The organism is Paenibacillus caseinilyticus (genome assembly GCF_027533645.1).
GTDB lineage: Bacteria > Bacillota > Bacilli > Paenibacillales > NBRC-103111 > Paenibacillus_G > Paenibacillus_G caseinilyticus.
The window spans coordinates 120,700-143,986 of the sequence record NZ_JAQAGY010000002.1; the positions used below are offsets into that span (position 1 = coordinate 120,700).

Annotated in this window: 22 protein-coding genes, 1 pseudogene and 1 riboswitch; of the genes and pseudogenes, 17 read left to right on the forward strand and 6 right to left on the reverse strand. The window is 59.6% G+C overall.

The genetic code is table 11. The annotated features are described in order from the left end of the window. Positions 1 to 137: 137 nt before the first annotated feature. Together O9H32_RS03425 and O9H32_RS03430 are read left to right on the forward strand one after the other, a co-directional pair. The gene (locus tag O9H32_RS03425; protein ID WP_269864416.1) at positions 138 to 1,541 is read left to right on the forward strand and encodes an alpha/beta hydrolase family protein; all 1,404 of its coding nucleotides are present in this window, start codon (positions 138 to 140) and stop codon (positions 1,539 to 1,541) included. Between the two features lie 205 nt (positions 1,542 to 1,746). Then, on the forward strand, positions 1,747 to 2,685 hold the full coding sequence (locus tag O9H32_RS03430) for a glycoside hydrolase family protein (protein ID WP_269864417.1): 939 nt from the start codon (positions 1,747 to 1,749) through the stop codon (positions 2,683 to 2,685). Between the two features lie 238 nt (positions 2,686 to 2,923). On the opposite strand, the gene O9H32_RS03435 is transcribed toward O9H32_RS03430, so the two are convergent. After that, a complete protein-coding gene (locus tag O9H32_RS03435) occupies positions 2,924 to 3,484 on the reverse strand; it encodes a biotin transporter BioY (RefSeq protein ID WP_269864418.1) in 561 nt (186 codons plus the stop codon). A gap of 109 nt (positions 3,485 to 3,593) precedes the next feature. On the opposite strand from O9H32_RS03435, the gene O9H32_RS03440 reads away from it, so the two are divergent. From O9H32_RS03440 to tenA, 4 genes are all read left to right on the forward strand, one after another. Then, on the forward strand, positions 3,594 to 4,439 hold the full coding sequence (locus O9H32_RS03440) for an ATP-binding cassette domain-containing protein (protein ID WP_269864419.1): 846 nt from the start codon (positions 3,594 to 3,596) through the stop codon (positions 4,437 to 4,439). After that, the gene (locus O9H32_RS03445; protein ID WP_269864420.1) at positions 4,433 to 6,337 is read left to right on the forward strand and encodes an ATP-binding cassette domain-containing protein; all 1,905 of its coding nucleotides are present in this window, start codon (positions 4,433 to 4,435) and stop codon (positions 6,335 to 6,337) included. Before O9H32_RS03440 ends, O9H32_RS03445 begins: the two co-directional genes overlap by 7 nt. 146 nt (positions 6,338 to 6,483) lie before the next feature. Next, positions 6,484 to 6,584, forward strand: a riboswitch (TPP riboswitch). 262 nt (positions 6,585 to 6,846) lie between these two features. Continuing rightward, positions 6,847 to 8,136, forward strand: coding sequence for an acetylornithine deacetylase (locus O9H32_RS03450; protein ID WP_319946924.1), 1,290 nt, complete (start codon positions 6,847 to 6,849; stop codon positions 8,134 to 8,136). A gap of 17 nt (positions 8,137 to 8,153) precedes the next feature. After that, the gene (gene tenA / locus O9H32_RS03455) at positions 8,154 to 8,825 is read left to right on the forward strand and encodes a thiaminase II (protein ID WP_269864421.1); all 672 of its coding nucleotides are present in this window, start codon (positions 8,154 to 8,156) and stop codon (positions 8,823 to 8,825) included. A 120-nt stretch (positions 8,826 to 8,945) separates the two neighbouring features. Here tenA and O9H32_RS03460 read toward each other — a convergent pair whose 3' ends face one another. After that, entirely contained in the window at positions 8,946 to 9,410 is a 465-nt protein-coding gene (locus O9H32_RS03460; RefSeq protein ID WP_269864422.1) for a GNAT family N-acetyltransferase, read from the reverse strand. A 259-nt stretch (positions 9,411 to 9,669) separates the two neighbouring features. Between O9H32_RS03460 and O9H32_RS03465 the strand changes: the two genes are divergently transcribed. Then, on the forward strand, positions 9,670 to 10,536 hold the full coding sequence (locus tag O9H32_RS03465) for a glycoside hydrolase family 43 protein (RefSeq protein WP_269864423.1): 867 nt from the start codon (positions 9,670 to 9,672) through the stop codon (positions 10,534 to 10,536). 85 nt (positions 10,537 to 10,621) lie between these two features. Here the strand turns inward: O9H32_RS03465 and O9H32_RS03470 are convergent, their stop codons facing one another. Further along, positions 10,622 to 11,086: a DinB family protein gene (locus O9H32_RS03470; RefSeq protein ID WP_269864424.1), complete on the reverse strand. Its 465-nt coding sequence runs from the start codon at positions 11,084 to 11,086 to the stop codon at positions 10,622 to 10,624. A gap of 126 nt (positions 11,087 to 11,212) precedes the next feature. Between O9H32_RS03470 and O9H32_RS03475 the strand changes: the two genes are divergently transcribed. Next, positions 11,213 to 12,028, forward strand: coding sequence for a hypothetical protein (locus O9H32_RS03475; protein WP_269864425.1), 816 nt, complete (start codon positions 11,213 to 11,215; stop codon positions 12,026 to 12,028). Between the two features lie 105 nt (positions 12,029 to 12,133). On the opposite strand, the gene O9H32_RS03480 is transcribed toward O9H32_RS03475, so the two are convergent. After that, a complete protein-coding gene (locus O9H32_RS03480; protein WP_269864426.1) occupies positions 12,134 to 14,704 on the reverse strand; it encodes a LamG-like jellyroll fold domain-containing protein in 2,571 nt (856 codons plus the stop codon). Between the two features lie 223 nt (positions 14,705 to 14,927). Here O9H32_RS03480 and O9H32_RS03485 point away from each other — a divergent pair, with 223 nt between their 5' ends. Together O9H32_RS03485 and O9H32_RS03490 are read left to right on the forward strand one after the other, a co-directional pair. Beyond that, positions 14,928 to 15,725, forward strand: coding sequence for a Cof-type HAD-IIB family hydrolase (locus O9H32_RS03485; RefSeq protein WP_269864427.1), 798 nt, complete (start codon positions 14,928 to 14,930; stop codon positions 15,723 to 15,725). Positions 15,726 to 15,916: 191 nt separating this feature from the next. Then, on the forward strand, positions 15,917 to 16,495 hold the full coding sequence (locus tag O9H32_RS03490) for a hypothetical protein (RefSeq protein ID WP_269864428.1): 579 nt from the start codon (positions 15,917 to 15,919) through the stop codon (positions 16,493 to 16,495). Between the two features lie 109 nt (positions 16,496 to 16,604). On the opposite strand, the gene O9H32_RS03495 is transcribed toward O9H32_RS03490, so the two are convergent. Further along, the gene (locus O9H32_RS03495) at positions 16,605 to 17,834 is read right to left on the reverse strand and encodes an MFS transporter (RefSeq protein WP_269864429.1); all 1,230 of its coding nucleotides are present in this window, start codon (positions 17,832 to 17,834) and stop codon (positions 16,605 to 16,607) included. A 170-nt stretch (positions 17,835 to 18,004) separates the two neighbouring features. Between O9H32_RS03495 and O9H32_RS03500 the strand changes: the two genes are divergently transcribed. The 4 genes from O9H32_RS03500 to O9H32_RS03515 all read left to right on the forward strand — a co-directional run bounded on the left by O9H32_RS03500 (position 18,005) and on the right by O9H32_RS03515 (position 20,613). Further along, the gene (locus O9H32_RS03500) at positions 18,005 to 18,763 is read left to right on the forward strand and encodes a MerR family transcriptional regulator (RefSeq protein WP_269864430.1); all 759 of its coding nucleotides are present in this window, start codon (positions 18,005 to 18,007) and stop codon (positions 18,761 to 18,763) included. A gap of 170 nt (positions 18,764 to 18,933) precedes the next feature. Continuing rightward, positions 18,934 to 19,416: a hypothetical protein gene (locus tag O9H32_RS03505; RefSeq protein WP_269864431.1), complete on the forward strand. Its 483-nt coding sequence runs from the start codon at positions 18,934 to 18,936 to the stop codon at positions 19,414 to 19,416. A gap of 62 nt (positions 19,417 to 19,478) precedes the next feature. After that, a complete protein-coding gene (locus O9H32_RS03510; protein WP_269864432.1) occupies positions 19,479 to 19,667 on the forward strand; it encodes a hypothetical protein in 189 nt (62 codons plus the stop codon). A 61-nt stretch (positions 19,668 to 19,728) separates the two neighbouring features. Next, on the forward strand, positions 19,729 to 20,613 hold the full coding sequence (locus O9H32_RS03515; protein ID WP_269864889.1) for an MBL fold metallo-hydrolase: 885 nt from the start codon (positions 19,729 to 19,731) through the stop codon (positions 20,611 to 20,613). Positions 20,614 to 20,764: 151 nt separating this feature from the next. On the opposite strand, the gene O9H32_RS03520 is transcribed toward O9H32_RS03515, so the two are convergent. Then, entirely contained in the window at positions 20,765 to 21,103 is a 339-nt protein-coding gene (locus O9H32_RS03520; protein ID WP_269864433.1) for a winged helix-turn-helix transcriptional regulator, read from the reverse strand. A gap of 165 nt (positions 21,104 to 21,268) precedes the next feature. Between O9H32_RS03520 and O9H32_RS03525 the strand changes: the two genes are divergently transcribed. The 3 genes and pseudogenes from O9H32_RS03525 to O9H32_RS03535 all read left to right on the forward strand — a co-directional run bounded on the left by O9H32_RS03525 (position 21,269) and on the right by O9H32_RS03535 (position 23,224). Further along, positions 21,269 to 21,883 (forward strand): ester cyclase, encoded by a 615-nt coding sequence (locus tag O9H32_RS03525; RefSeq protein WP_269864434.1) that lies wholly within the window; start codon positions 21,269 to 21,271, stop codon positions 21,881 to 21,883. A gap of 60 nt (positions 21,884 to 21,943) precedes the next feature. Further along, a pseudogene (locus O9H32_RS03530) lies at positions 21,944 to 22,656 on the forward strand (SDR family oxidoreductase). Between the two features lie 157 nt (positions 22,657 to 22,813). Continuing rightward, positions 22,814 to 23,224 carry a VOC family protein gene (locus O9H32_RS03535; protein ID WP_269864435.1) on the forward strand — a complete coding sequence of 137 codons (411 nt, stop codon included), beginning with the start codon at positions 22,814 to 22,816 and terminating at the stop codon, positions 23,222 to 23,224. Positions 23,225 to 23,287 lie beyond the last annotated feature (63 nt).

A 23,287-nucleotide genomic window follows, 5' to 3' on the forward strand; every position in this document is an offset into this window, starting at 1 on the left:
ACGGAACGGTCTTCCGGCACAGAAGGGTAAAGGTGAGGATTATGGCATTCATATGGTGGGATGGAAGTCGTAGAAGTGCAGCGGCAGGTGCAAATTCAGGCAGAGGGAACGGGGGGCGGTTCCGCTCCGCAGGTAAAATGCTTGTCAGTATAATGGCGGCCCTCTTGTTCCTGGCGGCTCTTCTCCCAGGCGCGCAGGCGGCGGAAGCAGCTACATGGACCGAAGAAGAGGTGAGCTTCGCGAGCGGAACGCTGACGCTGCATGGGACCCTGCTCCTTCCCCAAACTCCCGGGCCGCATCCGGCCGTTGTTCTGGTGCATGGCTCGAGCTCGGGCAGCAGGGAGAAGTACCGGGGGGAAGCCGAAATGTTCGCGAAGGCGGGCATCGCGGCGTTGATCTATGACAAGCGCAGCGACGGCTTCGGCAAGCTGCGCTCGTACGATCAACTGGCGGCTGATGCGAACGCTGCTGTGGAAGCGCTGCACGCGCACCAAAGTCTGGATCCGGACCACATCGGGCTGTGGGGGCTGAGCGAAGGGGCTTGGGTCACCTCGCTGGCTGCTTCGCGGTCGGAGAAGCCGGACTTTCTGATTACCGTCGGTGCCTCGGGCGTGCCCCCGGTGCAGCAGCAGTCCTGGCAGCTGGTTAACCGGCTCCGGGACCAGGGGGTCACCAGCCCCTCCGTTACCGAGGCGCTCTCCGACAGGGCGGTGAAGCTTGCGGTATCTGCCGGAATGTTCGCCGAGGCGAGTTATAATCCTCTGCAGGCGTTCGAGTCGCTGAAGCAGCCGGTGCTTGCGATCTGGGGCAGGCAGGACCGCATTGAGCCGCCTCTCGAGAGCTCGCGTCTCATCAGGGAAGCCCTTGAACGGGGAGGGAACGCAGGGTATTCGCTTCGCTTCTTTGACCTGGCGGGCCATAATCTCCGCTCCGCTCCGGATGGCATCCGGCAGACGGAAGACTTTGCTCCGGGCTATGCCGAAGCGATGACTTCCTGGGTACTGGATGTAACGGCAGGCCGGGGCACGGGGCCGCAGACGGCCGGCGCTGCACCGGTGCAGGAGCATATGTCGCAGCCGGGGATCGACAGCTATGCCTGGCACCAAACGGCATGGGTGCACCTGGGCGTCATGCTGGTGCTGCTCGCGGGCTTCGCCGGACTTGCCGCACTGTGGAGGCGGCAGCGTGCTGTTCCTTCTGCGGCAGCGGGGAAGGGGACGCAGCCTCCCGGACGGGGGGCGGCTCAACTGGCAGCCGGTTCGGGGCTGCTCAGCGTCCTGGGCTTCGCCGCTTACTTCGGCTGGCTGATGAGCAGCGGCGCCAAGCATGTGGCCCCGCTTGCGGGAGACAGGCCGCTCGTGTGGCTGCTGCTGCAGGCGGGCTCCTTGGTGACCTGCGCAGCAGGCGCGGCGTTCGCCTGGAGAGCGTGGCAGGGGCGCGGCCGAACGAGGCTGAAAGGCCGGCTGCTTACCTTGTTCACGCTGGCTGTATTCCTTCTTTTTGTACCGTGGGCGTTCTATTGGCAGATGCTCCTCCCCTAGCGGTATAGCTTTCCGGGGAAGCCTGCTGGAGCGGAAAGTCGGACATTTGAACAATTGCGTCTGATTTTTCAGTTCCGGCGGCGCACTGGCTGCGGTAAGATGAGAGCACATCAGGGAGTCGGAAGCAGGGGAGCGGGCGGGGGAATCCTCTTGCCTTGCGAACCTTGCGGCTGTTCTCCCCATCGAAGCCCAAGGGGGAGTTCTCATGAAAGCACCGCTGTATCGGGATCCGGTCTATGACGGGGCCGCCGATCCCGTCTTGATCTGGAACCGGCAGGCCCGGGAGTGGTGGATGATCTACACAAACCGCAGAGCTTCGGCACCGGGCCAAGGGGTGGCCTGGGTACATGGGACGGACCTCGGGGTCGCGTCCTCGGCGGACAACGGACGGAGCTGGCTGTACCGCGGGACGCTTGGCGGACTCGATAGGGAATGGGGCCGCAATACGTTCTGGGCCCCCGAGATCCTGTGGCATGACGGGCTGTACCACATGTATGTCAGCTACATCCGGGGAGTGCCGCAGGAGTGGGCGGGCCACCCGAGACACATGCTCCATTATACCTCGCCGGACCTGCTGTCCTGGACTTTCCGCTCGCAGCTGGCGCTCTCCTCGGACCGTGTCATTGATGCGTGCATCCTCCGCATGCCGGACGGGCGGTTCCGGATGTGGTATAAGGACGAGGCGCACCACTCCTACACTTACGCTGCAGACAGCACGGACTTGTTCCATTGGCAGGTGGCAGGTCCCGTTCTTACGCACAGGGCGCATGAGGGGCCGAACGTATTCCGATTCAAGGACCGGTATTGGATGATTATCGACGAATGGAGAGGTCAGGGTGTCTATCGGTCGGACGATCTGGAGAACTGGGAACGAAACGGCCTTCTTCTGGACACGGGAGGAACTAGAGAGGACGATGGTACGATCGGTCTCCATGCCGATGTGGTCGTACAGGATGAGGAAGCGTATATCTTCTATTTCACCCATCCGGGAAGAAGAAATGGCGCCGGGGATGAGACTATCGACAGCCGGAGATCCTCTATTCAAGCCGCAAGGCTTGAGGTAAAGGACGGGGTGCTGTTGTGCGACCGCAATGAGGGCTTCGAGCTGAATCTGCGGCCGGATGAAAGGGACGAAGGGGCTTAGGCGTCGGCAGAAGCTGGCCGGGCTTCGGCTGCTTAAAGGGGAGGGGCCCGGAGAGCTTGGGCCTTAAGCCGGGGTGATAATCTGTGGTGAAGGCGGGCTAGTCAGGAAGTCAGGGTGCAGCGAAGCGCCGGGCGCAAGGATTTGGGACTTTGTACAGTCTTCCCATACAATCAAATGAGCCATCCGGAGAATCCCCCGGATGGCTCATTGCTTTGCGGATACGGTTGGGATTACAATGCTAGCGTAGGCGTGAGGCGGGGAACACCTGCCGGACCTGCAAGGCAACCAGTGCGGCCAGCACGGCCTTCGCGGCATCGCCGGGCAGGAACGGATAGCAGGCGGCCAGCATCGCCTTCTCCATAGGGAGATGGGCCACGTAGGCCAGCCAAGGCACACCGGTGACATACAACAGCAGCGAGCCGAACACTTCGGCAGCGAGGAAGAGCCGGACGAAGGCCCAGACGCCCCGGCCTTGGACGCGCTCGCTGACCAAGCCGATGAGCAGCGCTGCGAAAGGATAGGCCCAGATGAAGCCGCCGGTCTTGCCGAGGAGCAGGGTCAGTCCGCCGCTGCCGTGCATCAGGGGCAGGCCGGCAGCGGTGAGCAGGACGACCAGCCCGATGCTGATGAAGCCGTAGACGGGGCCGAGGATGAGTCCGGCGAGCATGACCGCCAGGTTCTGGAACGAGATGGGTACGGGAGAGAAGCCGAGATGGATGTTGAAAAAGCTCATTGCTACAAACAGCGCCCCGAAAAGCGTGCTGAAGACGAGCCCCCGGATGGAGATGGATGTTTTCATTGATCTTTCCCCTTTGTTTTGTTAACCTTTATTTATGATATAACGGTTAACAATATGAGTTTTACTGAGCATTCTATCATAACGATCTTATCTGGAAAAGAGTTTTCTTATGAATCTTGACGAGCCTATGCTGCTCCGGTTGGAGAATCTTACTTATACTTTGCCTACGGCGGATGGGAGCCGGACCCTGCTGCAGGATATCTCGCTGTCCGTGCGGCGCGGGGAGTGGCTGGCTATCGCGGGGACGAACGGCAGCGGCAAAAGCACCCTGATCCGTGCGATGGCGGGGCTGCACAAGCCGACGTCGGGCTCGGTACGGCTGCTGGTCCCGGAGTCTGCCGAGCCTCTTGCGGGGAGTACGATCCCGCTCGTGTTCCAGAACCCGGATACGCATCTGCTCGGGGAAACCGTGCACGAAGAAGTGCGTTTCGGTCTGCAATACCTCGGGCTGAGTATGGAAGAGATGGATTCCCGCGCCGAGGAGGCGCTGAGGGATACCGGTCTGCTCCACCTCGCACACCGGCGGGTACACTCGCTGTCCGGCGGACAAAAGCAGCTGCTGGCGGCGGCTGGCTGTCTGGCGCTCCGGCCTCCGCTGCTGCTGTTCGACGAGGCGACTTCCATGCTCGACCCCCTCTCGCGGAGGGAACTGCTCGAGACCGCCCGGCGCAAGCACCGGGAGGGGGCCTCGGTCGTCTGGGTGACGCAGCTGCTCGACGAGCTTGCTTGTGCGGACCGCGTGGCAGCCATGGATGGAGGGCGGCTCACGTTCTGCGGGACGCCGACCGACTTCTTCTACAACAAGAGCGAGGGCGATGTGACGCCGTGCGAACAGCTCGGCTTCAAGCCGCCTTATGCGGTCGGAGTGGCACAGGAACTGGAACGGAAGGGACATGTGCTTAAGCAGCGGCCCTTGACGGTGGAGGACCTGGCGGAGATGGTGGGATCATGGTGACGGTCTCGCTGCGCGGAGCCGCCGTACATCCGGATAGGGATGCGGCGCGCAGGCCCCTGCTGTGCCCGGTCGATTGCACGCTGCAGCCCGGCGAGATCACGCTGCTCGTCGGCAGGACGGGTGCAGGCAAGAGCACGTTCCTGCTCGCGCTGGCCGGACTCGTTCCGCTGACGGCGGGGTCGATCCACTATGGGGACGTACCGTTGTGGGATGGAGAGCGGATTGGTGCGGACGCGCTCGGGCTCACGGCCTTGTCCTTCCAATACCCGGAGAGGCAGATGTTCGCCCAGACGCTCCGCAGGGAATTCCGGTACTCGCTGCGGCCGCTGCGGTTGTCGAAGGAAGAGTTACAGCGCAGGACACAGGAAGGCATGCGTACGGCGGGGCTGCCGGAAGCGCTGCTCGAGGAGGCGGTGATGACCTTATCCGAAGGCCAGAAGCGCAGGGCCGCCTTGGCGGTGACTCTGGCCGTCAAGCCGGCCTGGCTGCTGCTCGACGAACCGACGGCGGGCATCGATCCCGCCGGCATACCGCCGCTGCTGGACGCGGTGCTGGCCCATAAGCGCAGCGGAGGAGGTGTCGTGATCGCTTCGCACGATCTCGACACCTTCTTCCCCGTGGCCGACCGCGTGATCGTCATCCGCGAGGGGGCCTTGGCGGGCGACGGCACGCCGGAGGCGTGGTGCGCCGATCCGGGGCCGCTGCTCGCCGCCGGCGTCGGCGTGCCCGCGTCCGTGCAGCTCGCTGCCGCCTTGGCGGCCCGCGGCATCGGCACGGGTCCGCTGCCGCTTGCGCCGGCTGCGGCTGCGGCCGCGATCCGGCGCCGCTTGGAGGCAGGCGCCGCCGCACCGGCTGGGCCGCTGCGCTCGGCGCCCGCGGTGCCTGGCGCTCCGGCTGAGCCGATGGGCTCCGCACAGGCGCTGGGTGCTCCGCCCGAGCCTCCGGTGCCTGCGTCCGTGCTTACTGCTCAAGCGGAGTCCCCAGCGCACACGCAGGTGCCCAGCGCTCCGGGCGGCCCGCTGGCGTCCAAGCCAATGCATGCGGCGCCCGCGCAGTTGCCCGGCACTTCGCCCGCATCCGCTGCTGCGCCCGAGCCTGCGCAATCCGCCTCCCCGGATCCCGCCGAGCCGCCGGATGAGGGGCACCCCTGGATCCGCGGGCGGCATCCGGTGGCGAAGTGGCTGGCGTATCTGCTTGTGTCTGCGGCTATGCTTCCGCAGGACACGTGGGCGGGTCTCGGGGCGGGGGCGCTGCTGCTGGGCATCTGCCTGGCAGCGTTCCGCCTGCCGCCCGCGCCCCTGCTGAAGCCGCTGCGGTCTTATCTCATCTTCCTGACGGTCTCCTGTCTGCTCGCCGGCATCCGGTGGGGGCCGGGGGCGGCAGATGGGGGCGCCGGCATGTTCTCCGCTGCCGATGCGTCCGTCACGCTCCGCCTGCTGTCCAACCTGGCGCTGGTTATGCTGCTCGGATTCGTTTTTGTCCGGGTCACAGGGCAGCGCGGGCTGCGCCAAGGGCTGGACCAGGTACTGGGCCTCCTCTCGCGTACGGGCCTGCGTGTCGGGACGGTCAGCCTCTACGCGGCCCTGCTCCTGCGGATGATCCCCCAGCTGCTGCAGGAGATCGAGCGGATGTCGCTCATCGTCCGCTCCCGGGGACGGGCGCGGGTGAAGCCCGGCTCGATCCGGCTGCGCGATGTGCCGCCATTCCTGGTTCCGCTGCTGCTGTCGATGATGAAGAGCGCGGAGGATCTGGCTCTTGCGCTCGAGGCGAGAGGCTGCCGGATCGAAGGGCCCTCGGTACGCAGCCGGGCTCCCATACGGTGGGACCGGAACGATCTCCTGCTGCTCGGGCTGTCGGCAGGCGTGGTGCTCCTATTGCTCTGCCTGGCACTGGTGTAAGGGGGGGCGGGGCGGAGAGGGCCTGCGGATGGGCAGCTGCTTCCGCAGGCCCTGCGGTATGGCCTGCCGCTCCACTTGATGATCCGGGGTTGCCCGCCGGCGGAAGGGTATGCTACGATGACGGGAGAATATGACAACCGAATTGATAGGAACACTAGGGGTGCCGCGATGGCTGAGAGAGACGGGAGTCTTAACCCTTGCACCTGATCTGGGTAATGCCAGCGAAGGGAAGTGGTCTGCCGTCCGCCGCATGATGACCGTGTCTCCGGATGTATGAGCCGCTTTCCTCCGGAGAGCGGTTTTTTGCATACGCGCATGGTCCTTAAAGGACGGCGAAGCCGTTGATCTTGGTTACGCCCCTCAAGGAATGGCCTCGCGGTCGTTCTCTTCAATGCTTAACAAAAAGAGCAGGCATGAGCGCAGACTCAGGGGCCGGCATGGGAGGAATCCGGAGGGTGAAGGACACAACGAAGCAAGCTTCAGGAGGGAACACGCAAGCGCCGACCGGCATAGGGACGGGCTCCGTCAGCGGTACGTTAGAGAGGTTGACCGGTCTCGTGGAGCAAAGGCAGGAAGAGCTCGTCGCGCTGGCGTCCAAGCTCATCTCCTTCCGCACGCCGGCGCCGCCGGCCCGCAATACGGAGGAGGCACAGGCGTTCGTGGCCTCCTACCTGGAGGAGAAGGGGTTCTCCGTGGACCGGTGGGATGTGTATCCCGGCGACCCTAATATCGTCGGGGTTCTCCAAGGAACCGCGCCTCAGGCGCACAAGAGCCTCATCGTGAACGGGCATATCGACGTCGCGGAGGTAGGGGCGGACGAGCCGTGGGAGCAGGATCCCTTCACGCCGGTCGTGCGGGACGGCCGCTTGATCGGCCGGGGAGCCTCGGATATGAAGGGCGGGCTGGCGGGAGCTCTGTTCGCCATCGGTCTGCTCCATGAAGCGGGAATCCGCCTGCCGGGCGACCTTCTCTTCCAGTCGGTGATCGGCGAGGAGGTCGGGGAAGCGGGGACGCTGCAGTGCTGCCGGCGCGGATATACGGCGGACTTCGCCGTGGTCGTCGACACGAGCGACCTGCATATCCAAGGCCAGGGCGGCGTCATTACGGGCTGGGTCACGGTCCGCAGCGACCAGACCTTCCACGATGCCACGCGCACAAGGATGATCCACGCAGGCGGCGGACTCCACGGCGCGAGCGCCATCGAGAAGATGATGAAGATCGTCGCCGGGCTGCAGGAGCTCGAACGGCATTGGGCCGTGATGAAGAGCTATCCGGGCTTCGAGCCGGGGACGAATACGATCAATCCGGCGGTGATCGAAGGAGGCCGTCATGCGGCCTTCGTGGCGGATGAATGCCGGCTGTGGATCACGGTCCATTTTTACCCGGACGAAACATACGAAGGGGTCGCGCGGGAAGTCGAGGAGCACCTGAACCGGGTGGCTGCGGCGGATCCGTGGCTGAGGGAGCATCCCCTGGAGTTCCGCTGGGGCGGCAGCTCCATGATCGAGGACCGGGGCGAAGTGTTCCCGTCGCTGGAGGTGGATCCGGACCATGCGGCGGTCAGGCTGCTGCAGCGCTCGCATGAAGCGGCCCTCGGCGTACCGCCAGTGACCGATGTATCGCCTACGGTAACGGATGGCGGATGGTTCGCCGATGCAGGCATCCCGGCAGCGATCTACGGACCCGGCGACCTCCGCAACGCTCATGCCGTCAACGAGGGAGTGTCTGTGCGGCAGCTCGTCGATTTCACCAAAGTCATGCTGCGATTTATTTACGAATGGGGACATACGCCCAAATAGCGGAGGGAGAAGAGGACATGAAATTCACGGAACGACTGCAGAGCAAGCTGGAAGGGGTCTGGCGCCAGAATCACGCGCATCCGTTCGTCCGGGAGATGGGGGCAGGCACGCTGGACCGCGAGAAATTCCGCTTCTATATGGTACAGGATTATCTCTATCTCATCGATTACGCGAAGCTGTTCGCACTCGGGTCGGTGAAGGCGCATGACCTCGCGACGATGGAACGGTTCGCCGCCCTGCTGCATTCGACGCTGCATGAGGAAATGGCGCTGCACCGCGCTTATGCCGCCCGCTTCGGGATCTCGGAGGAGGAGCTCGAGACGGCGGAGCCTTCGCCGATCACGCTGGCCTACTCGCACTATATGCTCCATGCGGCGCAGAACGGTTCCTTGGCGGAGCTCGTGGCCGCCCTGCTCCCCTGCATGTGGAGCTACTGGGAGATCGGCAAGGAGCTCAGCGGGATTCCCGGAGCCGCCGATCACGAGTATTATGGCGAGTGGATCCGCATGTACAGCTCGGAGGACTTCGGAGCGCTGGCGCAGTGGTGCATCGGCCTGCTTGACGAACTGGCGGAAGGCCGTTCCGAGCGGGACCTCGCGAGGCTGGAGGAGATCTTCCTCCATACGACGAGGTACGAGTACATGTTCTGGGATATGGCGTATCACGGTCAAATGTGGCCGGCCGGCTGAGGCCGCACCCGCCTGCTTGTTCAACGGGAGAGGCTGAAGCTTGCCGATCAATGGATGAGCTAGCTTGGTCTAGCCGTACGCCGATTCCGCCTGCGGATCCACTCTGCGGAATCCGGTGCCTTACAAGGAGGCGGGCGCCTGCCGCTCCAGGCGCGTGAGCCAGACCCCGGGAGCGACCTCGACGTCTGTGGTTTCGGCGAATCCGTGTTTCTTGTACAGCTCCTTGGCGGGCACGTTCTTGGCACCGGTGCTGACCGTATACCGCTGTGCCCCGGTGGGCAGCCCGAGCAGACAGCGGATCAGGCTGCCGCCTATACCCCGGCGAAAATAACGGGGATGCACGACCAGCCGGGTAATGTCCATCGTATCTTGGACGAGCTCATAGGCGGCCGCTCCTGCGAGCTCGCCGTCCGCGTAGTATCCGTAGAAGGTCTCGGCCGACCGGGCCAGGCTCTCTGCCGTATCCTGCAGCGCTGGGATCCCATGGAACCCGATGAGCTCCGCCTCGACGAGGTAAGCTGGGATCTGGACAGCAAGCAGCTGGCTCGCTACCGGCGGCTGGGTTACATGAAGCTGGACGATCACGATATGTCACTCCTCTTTCTTGTGGGTCAACGAAGGCTTGAGGGGCCGGATGCCCCGTGGCTTACACGATACGTAGTCCGGCGGAGGCTGTCAACCGCATTAGGCACCGGTGCGATGCTGCTGGCATTCTGCGGAGGGGGGAACACCGTTTTTTGAACAAAATCGTCGGTTCCTTGGATGGACGGCAGGGCCCGGTCCCGTTATAGTCGGGGTTACAGGCTGGATCGACCGGCCCAATAGCCGCCAGGAGGATGAGATCATGCTTCGCAGAGATGAAATTCGGATCCGCGATCCGTATGTGGTGACGATGCCCGAGGAAGGGATGTATTATCTCTACGGGACAACCGACAAGAATGTATGGCAAGGCGCTGCTGCAGGCTTCGATGTATTCCGCAGCCGGGATTTGGAAGCGTGGGAGGGTCCCTTCGCGGCGTTCCGTCCGCCGGCAGACTTCTGGGCTGACCGTCACTTCTGGGCTCCCGAGGTGCACGTGTACGAGGGGCGTTACTATATGTTCGCCTCGTTCAAAGCGGAAGACCGGTGCCGGGGGACACAGATTCTTGCAGCGGACTCGCCTCTCGGGCCGTTCGTGCCGCTGACCGGCGGGCCTGTCACTCCGGAGGGGTGGGAGTGCCTCGACGGTACCCTGTACCGGGATGAGCAGGGAGCGCCCTGGATGGTCTTCTGCCGGGAGTGGCTGCAGGTACACGACGGCGAGATGCACGCAGTACGGTTGTCGGACGATCTGCGCAGCGCGGTCGGCGAGCCCCTGCTGCTCTTCCGCGCATCCGAAGCGCCCTGGACCCGGCATGGCCGGGAAGCGACGGACTACGTGACGGACGGGCCGTTCCTGCACCGTACGGGGAGCGGCGAGCTCATCATGCTGTGGTCGAGCATCGGGGAGAAGGGGTATGCGATCGGGATCTCCCGGTCGGTATCCGGAGGGATCGAGGGGCCCTGGGTTCACGATGTGCAGCGGCTGCTCGAAGAGGACGGGGGGCACGGGATGCTGTTCCGTACCTTGGACGGCGAGTGGATGCTCGCCATCCATGCCCCGAACCGCACGCCGGACGAGCGGCCGGTGTTCTACCCGGTGAAGGAGCTGCGGGCGGTGGAGCTGGTCTAGAGGAATGTGCTCCCTGCACCGTGAAAGTCAAAAAGTCTGCCCCCGGCAGACTTTCTTTCATTTTCGGGCCCCGTCCTATGCGGACTCACGCCTGATAACTGGACGGAAGCCCGAGAATCCGATGAATGTGATGCTCCAGATGCGCCGCATAATCTTCAATGATATACGCTGCGGTTACCTGCTTGCCCCCGCCTGCGTCGCATGGATAGAGCAGCGCTTCGGCGGGAAAGGAGCCAATAACCTGGACCATCTGCCGGTTGAGCCGGATCCACAGCGCCAGAATGTCGCTTGTCGGCATTGCCTGGTACCCCATGATCCGCACCCACTGATCCGGGTCGTATTTTAATATCGTATAGGGCTGCGGCTCATACTGGACCCGGACCAGCCGCTGCAGGTTCGTCAGAGCGGAGTCGCAGAGGTGGCCGACGATTTCTTTCTTGGACCACTTGCCCGGGAGGGGGCGGGCGGTACATTCGTCTTCGGACAGCTGCCCGAGCTCCAAGGGCAGACGGTCGATCCAATATTGGAGGGTATCAATGGGTGGCTGCATAGTGCAATCGCTCCTTCTGTTGTTAGATTGGTAAACCCATCATATAATGAGCTCACTTGGTTCGTACAACGAAAGATTTCGATATCGATGATCGGTTTGGCCGATCCATTGGAACGGGGGGGCAAGATGAATTCCATCACATTCGCTCAAGGATACCGCTATATCCTCGTGAAGCTGACTTCGGCAGGATTCGCGCTGCTCTGTCTGTTGGGGCTTGCGGCCCTCGTCAACTTTTTTGATCCGTACCGGATCTTCGGAGCCTTGGAAGAGCTTGGCTTGTGGCGGATTCTCTACTTTTACGGTATCGGGTGCTCGGTCTTGATCGACCTGCTGGTACGGTATATCCCTTGGGCCCGGAGGGGCTCCGGCAGGCTTCTGGAACTGCTGCTCTACCTGGTGTGCGGCTATCTTTACTTCCCGGCGCTCGCCTATATCCGCAGCGGGGCGGATCTGTCTTCCTGGGTACTCTCCACCAACCTCCTGATCGCGGGACCGGTCGGTGCCTTCGGAGCGCTTGCCTTCCGGGCCGGCTCCAAGGCGGCTGCCAAGCATGCGGCGGTGCCTTACCTGGCGGGAATCATCCTTCCGTGCATTCTGTTCGTCTTGATGATTGCGGTGAATAATCAGAAAATCGGTTGGCGGGAAACCCGGACCGCTTCGTCCTACGAAGCGTCATTCAGCTCGTTCAACGGATCGCAAGCGATCCCGGTGGAGGTGCGCAAAGGACAGACTCTCGTGTTCTCCATTCTGTGGGATACCCAAGGCGGTTCGTCTGTAGGGCATCATGTACTGAAGCCGAGCGGCAGCTATGCCGATTTTGAGGAGACGGCCGACCACCGTTCGGCTGTCCAGATCGAAGAGGACGGCACCTATCGGATCATCGCGGATAGCAGAGGGGGAAGCAGGGGGCGCTTCAAGGTAACATGGGATATCCGCGAGTAGGGCCGAAGGGCTGCCGGTGAACATGGAATCGGCCCCTGTAATCACCAAAAAACCATCGTACGGGTCATCCGTACGATGGTTTGGCGAGCGCAGGGCCCGGCTGGATTAAGGGGTGTTGCTTGCCAGACTGTTCAGCTGGGATGGCGAGAGCGCTCCTTCATACACGCGCAGCTCGTCCACCGCTCCTTTGAACGGCGTATCCCACCAGTTCACGCCCAGGCCGAAGGCGGCATCCTTGGAGGTGAAGACGTTCGGGAAGTTCGATCCGGTGAACTTCTGCACGCCGTTCACGTACAGTGTAATCGTCCCGTTATCCACGGTGAAGGCCACGTGCGACCATTCGCCGGCCGGGATGGTCATGCCTGCAGGGGCATCGTACCAAGTGGTGCTGCCCGACCAGACCATCGTGTTGTTGGCTGCGGGACCGCTTGGAACCAGGCTCACCCAGTTGTTCGCGTCTCTGCCGCCGAAGAAGGTCGTCGTGAACGAGGTCAGCTGCTCCGGTTTCAGCCACAGGGAGACGGAGTAGGCATTGCTCGAGATAAGACCGTTCGGCAGGCGCACGCCCGATGCGCCGTTCAATACAGCCGCCTGGCCGCTTTTGCCTGGCGTGTACGTGACGGTGCCGCCGGTATTATCGAGCCGGTTGCCTGTGATCGTCCCTACACCGAAGTGGCCTGTGCCATCGGCCAGGTTGTCTTCGAAGCCATACTGCGCGGTGAGCAGCGCATCCTTGTACGGCAGCACCGTGATCGCGAAGCTCTTCGTCTTCGTCACGCCGCCTTTGGTGACCGTCGCCGTCAGGGTAGCCGTCGCATTGGCGGAGCCGGACTCCGGACGGTGCACTTCTCCCGCAGCGGACACGACGCCGGCGTCGGAAGTCTGCCAGACAATCTTCGTATGTCGGCTGCCTTCGGTCGGCAGGTTCAGGTTCGCAATGACTTTGTCTGTGTCGCCGAGATTCAGATCCTGGTACACATCGCTTACCACATCAGCATCCGTACGGTCCGGCAGCTGGCTGCCCCAGACGGAGACGCCGGCTTGGGACACGGCCGTGAAGGTCATGACATACCGCGCGGAGGTTGGATCCCAGAGGCGTACGAATACGCCGTCATACTTGCTGCCGTCCACGGTAAGTTTGATTTCGTTCTGGTCCGTCTTCTCCCATGTTCCTTGGATATCGCCTGTAATCGTGTTGTTCTTGTTCAGGCGGATGTACTGCTGGGTCTTGATGGCTCCCGTCGTCTCCTTGCCGTGGTTGATGAACTGGTACTCGCCGATGAGATCCTGCCGGTTCACCTTCTCCAGCTCCTCGCCCCCATAGCGGTAAGGCGCCACTACAGGCCAGTCGTGTTCGTTCATGAACATCTGGTGGACGCGCAGCTCATGCACCTCGCCGGTCTTAGGGAAGCGCGAGTGGAAGACGAGGAACTGCTGGCCGGTCTTGGGATCCTGGAAGACGGAGTTATGTCCCGGGGACGTATAACCTGTACCGATTCCTGTGCCCGGATCTCCGACCTTACGCTCGAAGAGGAAGTTCCCCATGAGCTTGTTGCCGTACGGCGCATGGTCCGTATCGCCCGGCAGCACCGCATTCTGTCCTTGGCCGTCTACATAAGGCCCGTCCGGATTCTTGGAACGGAACACCCGCATGTTATATCCGCCGTCGGCTCCGAGCCATCCGTACGTGTCGTACAGGTAGAAGTAACCGGTCTGTTTGTTGTACGTCACATAAGGGCCTTCGCCCGATTTGCCGTACCCGCCGGCGATCTTCGTTCCGAAATAACGGTCAACGGTATTGCCGTTCTTGGTCTTGCCGTCTTTGCCCGGATAGATCGCTTTGCCCGTCTTCTTGTCGATCTGCAGCACGAAGATCCCGCCGGACCAGGAGCCGTAGGCCATCCACAGCTTGCCTTCTTTGTCGTGGAACAAAGCCGGGTCGATCGCGTTAGGGAAGCCGCCGTTCTCACTCGTATTGAAGTCACCCGTACCGGTGAACCAGTCGGAGCGCGGACCGGCCAGAACGCCTTGGTCGATCAGCTGACCGAGGTTCGTGTTCGTGTACTTGGTATTGATCTTGCTGTTCTTGTCGTAGGCATCCATGCTCGTGAAGCCGGAATACATGATGGTATCGACGTAGGTATAAGGCCCTTCAATCTTCTGGGACACGCCATATCCGATAGCGGAGCGCTTATAAGTGGAAGAGGTGCAGTAGTACATCATGTAGGCGCCCTTCGTGCCGTCGGCATTCTGGTAGTCCGGATTCCAGAACACATCCGGAGCCCAGACGGAGAAGCCGTTCAAGCTGTCCGAGTCGTTCTCGCCGGCCCAAGCGAAGGAGCCCGCCAGGTTCTTCGAGAGGTCGCCGAAGATCACATTCCCCGGCGTCGTGTAGCCGTTCGTGAACCGCGTCCAGCTCATGAGGTCCGTAGACTTCGCCGCTTCGATATGGGAGCCGAACACGTAGAAGGTCTTGCCGTCCTTGACGATCGAAGGATCGTGCACCGATACGTTCTGGAATACAGGCGCCAGCTTTTGGTGATCCTGCCCGGGCTTATTGCTATTACTTTCATATTGGCCTGCCGTATCCGCACTCTGTCCCAGAACCGTATTCGGCATAAGGCATACCAATGCTAACGTAGCTATTGTGAGTCTTCGCGTCCATCTTTTCTTCATCCCATGACCCTCCTTAAAATAAAAACGCATACATTTAATTCTGTTTAAAATAATACTTTTTTATCCCTCCTCCAGGCCCATGAACCGCTTCCAAAAGCTTATTTATTCACTTATTTATTAATAAGTTCATGATATTATAAATAAAATAAATACTCAAGGGGTTTTTGGGCCTATTCCTGTGCGGACATGGTAGGATAAGAGGAGGATAGGGGAGTGAGAATCGATGATGCCCAAAGTGATCGTACTTGATTTGGACGGAACGCTTTTGGATTCGAACAAGCGGATTACTGACCGGAATTTGCAGGTTATGCGTGGATTAAAGGACGCGGGAATTCCGATGATATTTGCGACAGCCCGTCCGCCGAGAGCCGTGAACCAACTGGAAGTGGATTTGTTATCGTATGGTTCGGTGGTTTATTACAACGGCGCCTTATTCCAGTGCCGGACAACCGGCCGGGAAATGCATTATTCCATAACGAAGGAAACCGCCAGTTCCATCTTTGATTACTGTCTGTCCCGAGACCCTGGTGCCCATCTCAGTATGGAAGTTAAGGATGAATGGCTTACTTATAAGGCGCTTGATTATCGGGAGATGATGAGGGTTATCAGCAATCCGTCCATAGTGACCATGGAGCAACTTAGAACTTATGACTGCACCAAAATCCTCATCTCCGATTACGAAGGTGTAGAAGAACTTAACAGGCTGTTCGGGAGTCAGGTTCATATTCTATGCACGGATAGCGGAAGGCTCATTCAAATCATGTCCAGAGAATCCTCTAAAGAAAAGGCCGTTCAATATCTGGTCGAATCCATTGGATACACGATGAGTGAAGTGATGTGTTTCGGTGATGATTATAATGATCTGGGATTGTTCCGCACCTGCGGTATTTCTGTAGCCATGGGAAATGCTGTGAAGGAATTAATCGATACAGCCACAGAAGTGACTGAAACCAATGATAGGGACGGGGTTGCTTTGGTGCTGGAGAGGGTGCTTGATACGTATAAAATTAGAGGACATTAGGAGTAGAATAACAGTGGGTCAACAAGTGTCCAGGTGGGTGCTAACACCTTCAACCAAGGGAGTGCTGGCCTTTAGGCAAGGCTGGGATACCCGGCGAAAGGGGCTGCCTCTAAATTTTAACCTGGTTGGCAGCATTCTTGTCCCAAGAGAGCGGTAAATAATTTCAGTATCTTGTATCGGAGACCAAATCCATGATGGATAAAGTGGAAGCACACCGATGTTTATTTCGATTTATGAAACAGGAAATGCCTCTTTATGAGTTTGAGCAATGGTTATATCAGCACACGGAGTTAGAGAATCTATTGGGTGTAAAAGAGTATCTTGAGTTTATCTCCAGAGACTACCATCATACATTTTCTTTTCATGAATGCGAAACACAAATCCGAAGGCTCATTGATCCGGCAGCCTTTGAACAAGAACGTCTGGTGGAACTGCTTCGCAAGCTGGCCGTTTCGGATGACCAGTCGCTTGAAGTAATGAAGGTTTTGTATGAAGAATACGGCAGCGGATTTACTTTCCTTAGGTACATTGCCTTGGTGTTTATTACGACAAGCGACGAACACCAGACTATCCTAGGAGAAGACAAAACGAAGCTTGCCAGCTACTTGGTGCCAATTGCAGCCGAGGCAAAGAGACTGCTGTCTTTTTTTGAGAATCATGAATTACTGGTAACAAGTGAGAATGACTATCTCGATAATAGACAGCAAGCGGATCGAATCGAGCTACATAGTATTAATGAAATGTTAGGGCGAACGGAGAGCGGAGGATGACTCTCCCGAACCGCATCCAGTAGGCTTGACCACAAGCAAGGAGCTGCCGCTGGACAGCTCCTTGTCGGATGAGCATGCGGACGAACTTCGTTCCTTGCCGCGCGAGGGATCAGTGCGCCGAAGGCTCTTCATTTTCTGCGAGAGGAAGGGGGCGAAGCATGAGAAGGAGTCCCGCCCAGAAGCATAATCCGGCCCATACGTATACCCATTCCAGCGAGAGAGCATCTTTTAGTATTCCCGAACAACTCATCGTCAGGAGCATGGCCCCGGTCATCAGGGGAGTGCGGATTCCGCTCACGCGTCCGATATAAGCGGGTTCGGTTCGCTGCATGACCAGGGAGGTGTTCCCAACAAAGATCGCCGGCTGCAGAAGCGCGATGAAGAATTGGGCGAGCATCGCCATCCCTAAGCTCGTAGACATTCCCACCAATAGAATTCCGGCTCCATTGGCGGCTAACCCGATCATGATTAACCGCTGCGGGGCGATCCTGGCTGCGAGCAGGAATGTGGCGATTCCGCCGATGATTTCTCCCGCACCGTATGGAATGGTGATCCACTGCAGATGTTGTGCGGTCAGCCCGAGACGCTCCGTCACGAGGAACATACTAAGCGGCGTGATCAGACCTACGCCCAGCCCTACGATCATCAAGCATATGTTTAAGGACAGGAGGTCCTTGCGGGCCGCAATATAACGAATTCCTTCTGCCATCTCGCGCAGCAAAGACGGCGGTACTTCCTCTTGGCGAATGGGCTGCTGCTCCTTATCGGGGGCGATGAACAACAGAACAAGCGCGGAGAGCAGGAAAGATACGCTTGTCAGTAGGAGCGCCAGCCCGATGCCCCATCCCTGATACACATACGTACCCAGTACGGGACCCATGATCATAAAGATCGAGAATAAGGTCTGAAGAAGGGACATGCAGGCGGGAGCATCCTCATATTGTACATGGACTTTGAACAGTTTCATTCCCGAGGGCTGAGCCAGCTGCGACAACAGCGAAGAGCATAACGTCGCGCAGAAAACAGCTTCCCACGATCCGGATTCAAGCACCAGAAAGACGATGAAGACGGACAGAGCGCTTAAGAGTTCGCACCAGAACATGGTTCTTTTGGGACGCCACCGGTCCGCCAGCACTCCGCCGATGAAGGAAAATACGAAGATCGGAGCATACTCGGCGACGGAGATCAGGGAGACCGCCAGAGCATTCCCTCCGGTCCTCTCCATTACATATAACAGCACGGCGAAATTCCGAATCCATATTCCAAGTTGGGATAAAGCATTGGAGATCAGGATGGTCCGTACAAATACATTTCGAAGCAGCTGGGTTGAACTTGACATGGGTGGTTCCCTCCTTGCTTGGTGTATTACGAACTCAGGTTATACCCTCCTCTAAGGGGAGAGTCCATCGTTATTTTCGGGAAGACGGCGAGAGCGGATCTTCATTCACCGGCTCTTGACTCTCCCCTAAGGGGAGTCTCTACACTGGTGGCAGAGAGGAGTGAGGATGAATGCTATATACCGTAAAAGAGGTGTCGGACCTGTCGGGTGTGACCGTCAAGACGCTGCATCATTATCATAAGATCGGGCTCCTGCTGCCGTGTGAGGTCAGTGAGGCCGGGTACCGGTTGTACGGGGTGAAAGAGCTGGAGCGCCTGCAGCAGATTCTGTTCTTCAGGGAACTCGAAATTCCGCTGAAGGAAATCGAACGGCTGCTCGGAGAAGAACCGGAGCGGTTATCGATTCTGTCGCAGCAGGAAGACCTTCTTCTGCTCCGCAAACAAAGGCTGGACGCGATTCTCCGCACCTTGAGGCAGTCCATATCCAGCATGGGGGAGGGCATACCGATGGAGACTGCGGACATGTTCAAAGGATTCGAGAGCGAGGAAGAGTGGAGGAAGGGACTAGCGGAGCAGAATCAATATTTGAAAGAAGCGTACGGTTATGACCTGCTGGACTCAGCCGAAATCAACGTCGAAGAGATGAACGAGCAAGCTGCGGAAGCCGCGGCCTTCATGTACGGCATGGCACGGGCATTAAGAAAGGGAGTCATGCACAACGACGGGGAAGTACACCGCCTGATCGGCAGCCACCTCGCCTTCTTGAACAAACAGGGGCATGCGGCAGCTCCCGCCGATTTTGTATTGCAGACGCGCTTCTTCCTCAGTGACCCCTTCCATCTGCGTATGCTCGAAGACCAGCAAACCGGATTGGCGTATTATCTTGCTGCAGGGGCAGAAGCTTATGCGGCCAAGGAGCCGTCATCGTAAGCGCAAACTAGGCGCGGCGGCTGGATCACGAAGGCAAAGGCTGCCGCGTCCTTGGGTTCGCCCATGGAATAAGATGAACATACAGACTCTCTGCGGTACTGCAACCCTGACAGGGGGTGAGACGTCAGTGTAGGTACGAAGATGGCTTGGAGAGTAAAGGGGGAGTGGCTGTGAAGTATCTCGCGGGAGGCCTGCTGTGCGTTCTGGTTCTTGCGCTGATGGTGAGCCGGGGGACTGCGTTCTTCTACAGCCAACCGCCCTTGCCTGATGTTATGGCAGGCGAGCAGGAGATCCCTGTAATTCGCGGATCTTACTGTTGGAGCGCTCTTCGGGGCACGGAATGTGTGGATATCGATTCCCCTACCGAGAGAATGTCCGACAATGGCTATGTGACTATGACCGCTCCGGCGCGTGCCAAGGTCCGAATCCGGTTCTGGAACCGGCCTTCCAGCACTGTGCTTAGTGTGAGCCCCGGTAAGTATGGACCAGGGCGGGCGGAGGTTCCGGGCTATGAGGACTTTACCTTCGCGCTTCCCGATGCCGCGGGAATTTATCTCTACGATCTTCATGCGGTTTGGGGCGAGGGAAACTCCTCGGAATACCATTTTGCCGTTGAGGTGCAGGGGCCAGGTAAGACAGACGCAGCGCAGTAGGGATTAGCTTTGTGAGAGGGCAGTCTTCTGCAGTCTGCTGCCCATAACCTCTAGAGGGGGGTATGGTGTTTTTCTTGCGGAAGCCGATGGTATTGATGACCGGGCTCTACTGTATTACGCTGGCCTTATGGGAGCTGCGGGAGGGCCATGACAGGAAGCGGTTCGTAACGCTGATGTTCACGGGGCTGGTACTGACGTTCCTGGCGCCTCAGCTTCTTGGTTACGGTGCAGGGATCTTCCATTGGGAGTAAACAAAGGAGGATGGCACAAGCAAGAAATATGTATTGATGAAGGGGGCTCGTGCAAATGTCCGTGCAAACGATAGAAAGAGTAGGCGAACGATTCTGGTATCAGACCCCCGTCTCGGAGACGGACCGTCCGATCCTGGGGATGGTTGCCGGAAGCGAACGGACGCTGATGATCGACGCAGGCAACTCCGGGGCCCATGCGCAGTACTTCCTGGAGGAACTTGCAGCCAGGGGCGTGCCCGCACCCGGGTTCGTAGTGTTGACCCACTGGCACTGGGACCATATCTTCGGCCTTGCCGCGCTGAGGGAGGGGACGGTATCGATAGCGTCTGCCCTGACCAAAGAGGAGATGGCGAAGCTCGTGCCGTTCTCCTGGAGCGATGAGGCCATAGACCGGCGGGTAGAGGAGGGCATCGAGATTGAGTTCTGCGCCGCCGCCATCAAGAAGGAATTCGCAGAGGATCGCGATATAGAGATCGCCCTCCCGGTCTGTACCTTCGAGAACCGGATGACCGTCGACCTCGGCGGGGTTACCTGCATTCTGCAGCATGTGGGCGGGGATCATGCGGGGGACTCGGTGGTTGTCTATATACCAGAGGAGCGAATCCTGTTCCTCGGAGACTGCATATACCCGGATATTTATGCCAAGAGGCGCCAGTATACCCCGGAGAACATACTGGCCCTGGCCGCGGTACTGGAATCTTTCGAGGCGGACACGTATGTGCTATCCCACTGGAAGCCCGTCTCCCGGGCGGAGTTCCGGGAAGAGATGGCGCTCCTCAAGGCGATGGCCCGGCTTACGGAATCATTCGGGAGTGACGCGGCAGGCATGCGGGCGGCCTATGAGAAGGAGAAGGGGCGCGCGCTGCTTGAGGAGGAGCTCGAGACGCTGGAGTATTTCGTAAACGGATGTATTCTTGCGCGAGAGCGGCAGGAGCGGGAGCGGTAGAAAGACTCCGTTGTTCGGTCCTTTCCCCACGAGCGTTGAGCTTGAACAATAAACAAACCGGCTGCCGAGGCAGCCGGTTTGTTTTGTTGTGGCTGAACATCCGGGTTCGTCCGGTATTCTTCACTCCACTACTCCCAACTGTGGTTGATTTCTACAGGGATAAGCCGAAGCGCTTCAATTCGATGAAGACGCCCTCCAGCCGTCTGCCTTTGTCGGTCAACGTATATTCCACACGCGGCGGGACTTCGGGGAACACGGTTCGTTCCAACAGGCCATGCTCCTCCAGTTCCTTCAGACGAAGGGAGAGCGTCTTGGGGCTGATGCCGTCCATCGATTTCAAGAGATCCGAGAACCGCATCGTGCCCTCGATGAGCAGGTCCCGGACAATCAGGAAAGTCCATTTGGTCCCGATCACGTCAAGCGTCTTGGCGATCGGACAAAGCTCCCCCGGCGTGCCTTTCGTCAGCGTAACCGGCTCACTACCAAGCATCGGAACACCTCCCGTCACAGGTTTTTTGGGCCATTTTCCCCATCATAGCACAAAAGTATATTTAGGGAAACTATGTGAAATAAATATCACTACTTCCATAAGGGAAGTTAATGCACATATAATAGCCATGTGCCCGATCAATCCATTCACTTATGGAGGTGTCCTATGAAAACAGCCGCAAGGCCCGAGTGGCCGGCAGTGTGCTTGGCTGCCATATCTGCAGCTCTGCTTCTCGTACCGGGATGCAGCTTGAAAGGAACCGGGGCGCCGTCCCCTGCTGCCCAGCAGCTCTCTGGGGAGATCCGACTGCTGGAGGACCTGCCCCAACCCCGTACGCTGACCGCCGATGCTTCGCTGAGCCGCCAAGAAGCCGAGGCGATGGTGCAGGCTGCGCAGCGCTTCTACGGCTTCTGGGATACGGGCCGAGAAGATCTCCTCCCTCAGACCGTCGTGCCGCACTTCATCGATCACACGCTGCCCAAGGGCCGGCCCCAAGGCCCGGAAGGCCTGGCCTTTGCTTCCCGGGGCTTCCGGCAAGCCGTTCCTGACCTGCACTGCATAATCGAAGAGCTGACGGTTGCCGGGGACAGAGTGACAGCCCGTCTCTCCTTCACCGGCACCCATACGGGAGAGTTCGCCGGAGCGAAGGCGACGGGCAAGCCGATCCGGTTCATGGCCATCGACATGCTGCGCATCAAGGAAGGGAAGCTTGTAGAGGATTGGCACCTGGAAGACAATCTGACATTCATGCAGCAGATCGGAGCGATCCCCGAAAGTTGACCATGTCAACCCCGAGGAGCAACAAATCGTACTGCATCCCAACTGAAGGAGAGAAAAACCATGATCCAAGGCCAGAAGACCGTCATTATCGGGGGAAGCTCCGGCATCGGCTTGGCTGCCGCCAAACAAGTGATCGCCCACGGGGGAGAAGTCGTCATCGCCGGGCGCTCCGAGGAGAAGCTGCACAGGGCGGCAGAGCAGCTCGGTCCGGGGGCTGCCGCCTTCCGGCTGGATGTGACACAAGAGCAGCAGGTTCAGTCGTTCTTCGACCGACTCGGCCCGTTCGATCATCTGGTGGTCAGCGCTGCACAGACTTGGGGCGGGCTGCTCCTCCGGATGGATACGGCGGAAGCCCGGCAGCTTGTGGAGAATAAATTCTGGGGCCCTTACTACGCAGTCAAATACGGAGCGCCGCTTATGCCGCCGCATGGATCCATTACGCTGTTCTCCGGGGTTGCGGCATACAAACCGATGGCGGGCTCCTCCATCTTGGGCGCGGCGAACGCAGCCGTCTCGAATCTGGCCCGGACCCTGGCTCTAGAGCTGGCTCCGATCCGGGTGAACGCCGTGTCGCCGGGGATTATCGATACGCCGGCCCGAAGCGACATGCCGGAAGAGGCGCGCGCCCAGCTCTACGCTTCGGTAGGAACCAACTGCCTGTAAAACGGGTGGGCCGGGCGGAAGAAGCGGCCGAGAGCGTGCTCTATCTGCTCCGGAACCGGTTCGTGACTGGAACGGTGCTTCATGTGGATGGCGGACACATGCTGGTCTAATCGGCCGGGAACGCAGAAGTAACCGCTGCTTTGAAGAAACTCCCGCCGCCTTCTCCTATACAGCTGTCAACAACGCAATCCAAAAGAAACGGCGGCCTCCGGAATCTGCTATCCTTAGAAGCATGAACACCACACATAGCCGGAAGGATGATGAAAGATGGCAAAGCACAACACATATTTTATCTCGGAGGACGCCAGGGCTCAGGCGGAATTCTATGCGGGGGCGCTTGGCGGGGAGATCCAGTCCGTGATGACGTACGGCCAGATGCCGGAAGCGAAGGAAGAGATGAAGGACAAGGTGATCCACCTGAGTCTGGTGGCTGCCGGAGTGACGTTCTACTTCTCCGATTCGGTATTCGGGCCGCTGAGCCACGGCAATGCCATTAACCAATGTCTGGAGTTCGAATCGGAAGGAGAGGCGCACGCCGCATTCGGGAAGCTGTCGGAGGGCGGGCAGGTGCAGCAGCCGCTCGAGCCTGCGTTCTGGGGGGCGCTGTTCGGCCAGCTCCAGGACAAGTTCGGCGTGCAGTGGATGGTCACGACCGCTTCGCAAGCCGGCCCGGCCTGAAGGGCCGGGGCGTAAGCCCCCGGGATATGGCAGAAGGCAGGATAGAAGAGGCGGGAGCCCGAG